4 protein-coding genes and 1 pseudogene are annotated in these 6,490 nt (G+C 66.7%); 1 reads left to right on the top strand and 4 read right to left on the bottom strand.

Features of this window, described 5'->3' with window-relative positions; genetic code table 11:
- Positions 1-1,157, bottom strand: a pseudogene (locus NS2_RS24755) (Fe-S oxidoreductase); the annotation flags it as partial.
- Between the two features lie 374 nt (positions 1,158-1,531).
- Between NS2_RS24755 and NS2_RS24750 the strand changes: the two are divergent.
- The gene (locus NS2_RS24750) at positions 1,532-2,227 is read left to right on the top strand and encodes a DUF8020 domain-containing protein (RefSeq protein WP_033089198.1); all 696 of its coding nucleotides are present in this window, start codon (positions 1,532-1,534) and stop codon (positions 2,225-2,227) included.
- A 233-nt stretch (positions 2,228-2,460) separates the two neighbouring features.
- Here NS2_RS24750 and NS2_RS24745 read toward each other — a convergent pair whose 3' ends face one another.
- The 3 genes from NS2_RS24745 to NS2_RS24735 form a co-directional block, all read right to left on the bottom strand.
- Positions 2,461-3,294 (bottom strand): NRDE family protein, encoded by an 834-nt coding sequence (locus NS2_RS24745; RefSeq protein ID WP_033089199.1) that lies wholly within the window; start codon positions 3,292-3,294, stop codon positions 2,461-2,463.
- A gap of 241 nt (positions 3,295-3,535) precedes the next feature.
- Positions 3,536-4,870: a S1 family peptidase gene (locus NS2_RS24740; protein ID WP_228102551.1), complete on the bottom strand. Its 1,335-nt coding sequence runs from the start codon at positions 4,868-4,870 to the stop codon at positions 3,536-3,538.
- 184 nt (positions 4,871-5,054) lie between these two features.
- Positions 5,055-6,407: a S1 family peptidase gene (locus NS2_RS24735; protein WP_033089200.1), complete on the bottom strand. Its 1,353-nt coding sequence runs from the start codon at positions 6,405-6,407 to the stop codon at positions 5,055-5,057.
- Positions 6,408-6,490 lie beyond the last annotated feature (83 nt).

The following is a 6,490-nucleotide window of genomic DNA, read 5'->3' as shown; positions in this document are numbered from 1 at the left end:
TTGACATCCTCGCCACCGACCAGCGGCCGCTCCGCCTCGGCGCGCGCGGCCTCCGAAATCTTCGCCAGCGCACGCTCATTCGGCTTGCCCTCGGCGTCCACCAGACCGATCTCGTCGCCGCCCATGTCCTTGCGGCCACCGGCCAGCAGATAAGGGGCCTTGGCGTAGCCGTGGTCCCGCAGCGACATGATCAGCAGCTTGGGCGAGAGCGGCTTGCCCGTGTTCCAGGCCGGGCACTGCGACTGGCAGCGACCACATTCGGTACAGGTGGTGACGTCGAGGATGTCCTTCCAGGAGAAGTCCTCGAACTTGCCGACGCCGAAGGTGTCGTTGTCCGGGTCCGCGGTCTCCATCTCGATCGGCTTGCCGTTCGACATCATCGGCTTGGCCGCACCGAGGGCGACCGAGCCGTCGTCCTCACGCTTGAAATAGATATTGGGGAACGCGGCGAACCGGTGCCAGGCCACACCCCAGGTGACATTGCGGCCGACCAGCAGCAGGAAGGTCGCGCCCGAGATCAGCTTGATGAACGCGAAGATCGACACCATGATCACCGAGCTCGGCAGCAGCTTGGCCACCTGCTCGGTGAAGAAGTCGCTCCAGGTGTGGGATTCGCCGTAGGTGGCGATCTTGCCCGCCTTCACGAAGACCATGCCCAAGCCCTCGACGAGGACGATGGCCTCGATCACATACGCGGGCGCGAACTTGGAACCGCTGAAACGCGACAGCCGCTCGGGCACGCGCGGGTGGTTCAGCTGCCGGATGACGATCAGCACCAGAATGCCGATAACCGTTCCGATGCCCAGGATTTCGTCCACCAGGTGGTAGATGCCCCAGGATCCGATGATGGGCCAGTGGAATTCGGGGTCGAAGATCTGGCCGTACGCCTCGAACCACAGGATGAACCCGGCGAGGAAGCCGATCATGACCAGCCAGTGCGCCCAGCCGACGGTGCGGAATTTGTTCATGCGCGTATGCGCGAGGAATTCCACGAGCATGGTCTTGAAACGCGGGAAGAACGGCCGCCAGCGATCGGGCGCGGACTGCCCGACCATGACGGTGCGCGCGATGTTCCGCACGCCTCCGATGAACGATGCCCAACAGAAAACTGTGAACACCGCCCCAATCGTGCCCAGCGTCACTGTCAGGGCATTCATGTCGCGACCTCTCTTACGGTTCTACGAGCCTGCGCGAGGCAGCCTGGTTCCGCCTCGGGTTGCACGTATCCTAATGGACGGTAAGTTACCCGCTGGTAACTTAGCTGTCCAGGGTTTCCCACACCGTAAATCCCGGCAAATCGCTGCCGTAACCAAGGGCAGGCTTACTTTGAAAGCCGCTGTCCTGCAGAAAGAAAAGAATCTCGCAAATCGTAATGTGATCGACTAGGCTCACGCTGTCCGACAGCTGCGCGCGTCTTCACATGCTCGGGGAGGACTCATCCTAGCGCGAAGGCATGGCCCGAGGGAAGCCACGCCTCGCGTGGCGAAGAGCGCACAGCGGAATACCTGATGACGGATTGGAAAACAACCGAATGAAGCTTCGCAGTACCACTGCGGCTGCTGCCCTGGTCATCGGCGCAATGACCATCGGGATGACGACCGCCCACGCCGACGACGCTCCCGCAGCTCCCGCTGGGATCAACTACTCCACCAAGCTGGTCGACGGCAAGACCATCGTCTCCACGCTGAAGAACGGCACCTTCGAGCTCGCCAAGCAGGACGGCGCGACTCCGGAGGACCCGCAGCAGACGATCGTGAACGTCAAGGACGTCAAGGGCGCGACCGCTATCTCCTTCCCGCTGAAGTTCGACGCCGCGGGCACCGACATCCCGGTGAAGGCGGAGATCAAGGACGACGGCAAGGTGCTCGAGGTCGTTCCCGAGAAGCCGGAGAACTACCAGCCCGGCACCACGGTGCTGGCCGCCAAGCCGGTCCCCACCGCCCAGCCCATCGCCTCGGCCAATGAGAACCAGAAGGCGATGAGCAACTTCTCCACCCAGTTCGGCCTGGCCATCGGCATCGGCAGCTTCGTGGGCACCGCTCTGGGCGCGCTCATCGGCTGCGTGGTGACCATTCCGGCCGGCTGCATCCCCGGCCTGGTCGCGGGCGCCGGCATCGGCGGCATCCTCGGCACCATCGCCGCGGGTGGCCCGACCCTGGTCGCCGCCGGTATCGACCTGATGCAGACCCTGCAGGCGCCGGACGGCACCACCAAGTGGGCCAACTGACCCAACCGCTGCCCGACTGACGGCAGTGGGGTACCGGCCCTCCTCTTCCACCACGATCCAGCAAGGAAAAACCATGGACAGCATTCAGACCATGCTCTTCGCGCTGCTCAAGGCCATGTGCACCATGTCCAGCGGCGGCGCGTCCTGCGGCACCTGGGGCGCGTAGTCCCTTCGCTCGGTGGCCCGCTTCCGGTGTGGAGGCGGGCCATTCGGCTGTCCGGGGCCGACGCGGCTCAGGGCAGGTCGAGGTGGCCCTCGAACGTGACCGTGTCGCGGCGGCGGCCGAAGCGGGCGAAGGTGCGTTCGGCCATCGTGTAGTGACCGTCCTCACGGACCAGAAGCACCGTGCTGCACCGGGTTCCGTGCACCGGGTGATTGACGAAGCGGGCGGAGGCGGACCGTTCGGTGAGCGGGTCCAGGCCGGTCTTCGGCAGCTCGGCGGCCCGGGCGGTGGTGCGGTCCGCCAGTACGCTCAGGTAGCCCGCGATATCGTCGGGGTCGGCGGCGGTTGCCGCGGCCAGGGCGCGCACGCCCTCGCGGACCTTGGGCCAGACCGGGTCGGCGGTGCTGCCCGATACGTTGCCGCCGGGTTCGAGCGAGCCGACGAGCGCGTTGTTGGACAGGCCGTGGAAGCCCGGCAGCAGCTCACGCGGGGCGGAATCGGCCCGATTGCTGTGCCACCACAGCGTTTCCAGATCCGAGACCAGCAGGTTGAAGCCGTTGTAGTCGTCGGGGGCCGCGGACACGCCGCGCGCGAACTTCTCCGGCATCGCGTCACCGCTCAGAAAGTCCAGCAGCAGCGCGCCGCGCGAGCGCACATCGGCGCGGAATTCGCCGGGTAGTCGCACATTGGTGACCGTCGCGAAGCGGCGATGATCGGGCAGCGCACCGAGCCAGGTGCCGGGCACCGGTCCGGCCGCGCCCAGGTCCCGCCCGGCCAGCACCCCGGGCACTTCGTCCCACCGGCGCAGCGATTCCGTTGGGCGGGTGAAGAACTCGTCCCGGTTGGCGGCCACGATCAAGCGGTACTCCGGATGCGCTCGCCAACCCAGCAACACCAAACACATATCCCCAGCATGCTCTGTTTAATTTGCCTCCGCTGCGCTACGGCGGTTGGTGGCCCTGTTACCTCGGTCTTCCCTCCTCCGCTCCTCCGCTTCGCTCCCCCGCTCCGTCAGTCCAGACCGAGGCGGGCCACGAACTTCCAGCGCTGCATCCGAATTAGTGAGGTCAGCGGTATCTCTTCCCCACCGGGACGACAAAAGGCCGGTAGCTGTTGAGCTACCGGCCTTTTCGAGGGTGCCGTGATTACGTGGTGCGGACCCGCAGCCCCGGGTTGTCGGAGAGCACGGTGCTCACCGGCTGCGCGAACAGCTGCGGGGTGTTGCCGGTGATCAGGCCGAGCAGGTTCGGGATCTCGCAGATCGGGTAGTCGGCGACCGAGGATGCGCTGGCGATGCCCAGGGCCAGCGTGCCGGTCACCAGCGGGCCACCCGAATCACCGGGCAGGGCACAGATATTGGCGGAGAAGGACTGGGTCAGCAGGCGGTCGCCGACCTGGACGGTCTGGTCCACGGCGTTCACCACGCCGCAGCTGAAGCCGGTGCGCGCACCCGACTTGCAGACCGGCGCGCCGACCACCGGCACGGCCACGCCGGTGACGGCGATCGAGGCCGAGCCCGGGACGGTTACGAACGGGTTGGAGAAGGCGTCGCGGAACTGGTCGTTGATGCCGACGATCGAGTAGTCCTCGTTGCCCAGCACCGACTTCTGGAACTGGCCGACCTCGGGACCGCGGCTGTCACCGATGAGCTGGTACACGCTCGGCGAGTTCGCGCCGCCGGTGGCCGCGATGTTCGGGTTGCAGTGGCCCGCGGTGATATTGACGACATTGCCGTTGCCGTCGGTGCCGTTGAAGCCGAGCGAGCAGCGCAGCGACATGCGGCCGGCGACCGAGGCGTAGGCCTCGCCGGCGGCGATGGCGCGCGGGCCCGCGCCCGCGATCTCGGTGGCCTGCGGCACGTTCTGGCCCTCGCCGCCGACCGGCGGTGCGGTCATGACGATGACGCGGGCCGGGTCCACGAAGCCCGGCAGCGGCAGATCGGGCTTGTCCACCCGCACCGCGATGCTGTTGTTCAAGGTGTCGATGGCCACGCCCCGGATGGCCTTCGACACGGACTCGGGCTGATCCTTGAGCCACTGCTGGAAGGCGTTCTTCTCGCCGCGCAGCGTGGTCTCGCTCTTGCTCACGTCCTTGGCGGTGAAACCGGCGTCCTGCACGGCCTTGCGGGCCTTGTCCACGCCCTCGCCCGGGGCCAGCGCCACGACGGCCTTGCCGGTCTCGTCCAGCCAGGCGCCGCCGAAGACCTGCGGGAACTGCCGCTGCGCGGTGGTGGCGAAGGTGGCCACCTTCTGTGCGGTGTCGGCCCGGGCCAGGTAGTCCTGCGGGGAGATCTTGAGGTCGCGGGTGATGGCCGCGATCAGCTGGGCGGGCAGATCGGGGGTCGCGGGTTCCGCGTGTGCGCTCGCCGCCAGGGGTCCGGCGACGAGCACAGAGGTCGCCGCGATCGCCGCAGTACGGACAAGGGACCGCGGGCGTCGGCCCGCGGCAGGCATGGAGAAGCGCATACGTGGCAGGAGCATGGCCCCGACTATATGGTGTCGGGCCCGTTATGCCTACTTATTGCGAGGTGACGTTTCGGTATTCACGGGGCAAACAGCGGGCATGTCGGATTCAGGGGCAATGTGAAGGATGTCCGTTTACCGCCGATGTCGCCATCGTCAGGCGTTGGACCGCTTTGCCGTCGGGTGCTGGAGCACTTCGCCGTCAGGCGTTGGACCGCGTCCGCACCTGAATTCCGCTGCCGACGCCGCCACCGGAATTGGCGTCGATTTCGGTGAGAATCGCGCGCACCGGGATGCCCAGCGACGCGGTTCCACCGTACTGCGCCAGCGCGGTGTTGGCCTCGTTGCAGTTCGGCGCGTCGGCCGCGTTCGAACCGCTGGTGATGCCCAGCGCCAGCGTGCCCGACACGATCGCGCCGCCGCTGTCACCGCCCAGGGTGCAGGCGCTGGAGGCGAAACCGCGCACCGTCTTGGACTGGCCCTCCGAGGTGAACAATTGGGTCTCGACCCGGTCGGCCACCACGAAACCGCAAGTGAAGGTGGACGATTGCCCCGACTTGCAGACCGGCGCGCCGGTGATCGGGTCGGCCACACCGGTGATGGTCAGGGTGGTGCCGTTGGCGCCGCGCACCGTCGGCTCATCCATGCCCGCGCGCACCGCCTCGTCGTTCAGCTTGATGACCGAATAGTCGAGCGCGCTGCGGCCGCCCAGATTCGAGGAGACGAAACTGCCCACCTTCGGGCTGGCCGCCAGGTTTTTCACATTCGGAATGTAGACATCGGCGGAAGTGCCCTTCTCCACATTCGGATTGCAGTGCCCGGCACTGATGTTCAGTGCGTTTCCGGCGGAATCCACGCTGTTGAAACCGAAGGAACACACATCCACGCTGTGCAGCGAGGAATCGCCGAGCGGAGTGGGCGCGGTGATGTAAGTGTCGCCGCCCATCGGTCGGCGCTCGATCGGACCGCCGGAATCGGGTGACAGCATCACCTTGATATTGGCGATCAGCGTGGGCAGGTTCAGCAAATGCCCGGCCGGGGTGTTCGCGACGCTGAGCACCAGCTGGCTGTTGAGAAAGTCGATGGCGACCGAGTTGATGGCGCTGGACAGATCCAGCGGCAGGCTGGCGATCCACATGTTCAGCTGGTCGGCCGAATTCTCCAGATTGTCGGCGCTGATCGGGGCCAGCCGGGTCTGGTAGCCGGCGTCGGCGGCGATCTTGGCGGCATCCAGCGAGGTGACGGCCATGACCGGCTTGCCGTCGGTGGCCAGCCACGCGCCCGCGAAGTCGTCGGGCCGCTGGCTGCGGAAAGTCGTTGCGTAGTTGCGCAATTGCTGGGCCTGCGCGGCCCGGTCCAGGTACTCGGCGGGCGTCATCTTCAGATCGCGCGCGATGGCCGCGATCAGCTCGGCCGGAAGCTTCTCGGCGGCAAGTTGATCCGGGGACGCCGGGTCCGCGGTGGCGGTGCTGAGCAAGGGGACCAACAGGACGGTCGAGGCGAAAGCGACGGTGGCTGCTCGAACCGCGGCGCGGCGCGCCATGAACTTGCGCATGGAGTCCCTTCGTAGTGCACCCAGCTGACCGAGACCCGGTTACCTTCCGGAAGGTCGGTCAGCGCACCACTTTAGGGCACAAA

It is taken from the genome of Nocardia seriolae NBRC 15557 (assembly GCF_007990715.1).
GTDB lineage: Bacteria > Actinomycetota > Actinomycetes > Mycobacteriales > Mycobacteriaceae > Nocardia > Nocardia seriolae.
This window is presented reverse-complemented; position numbering and strand designations above follow the sequence as displayed.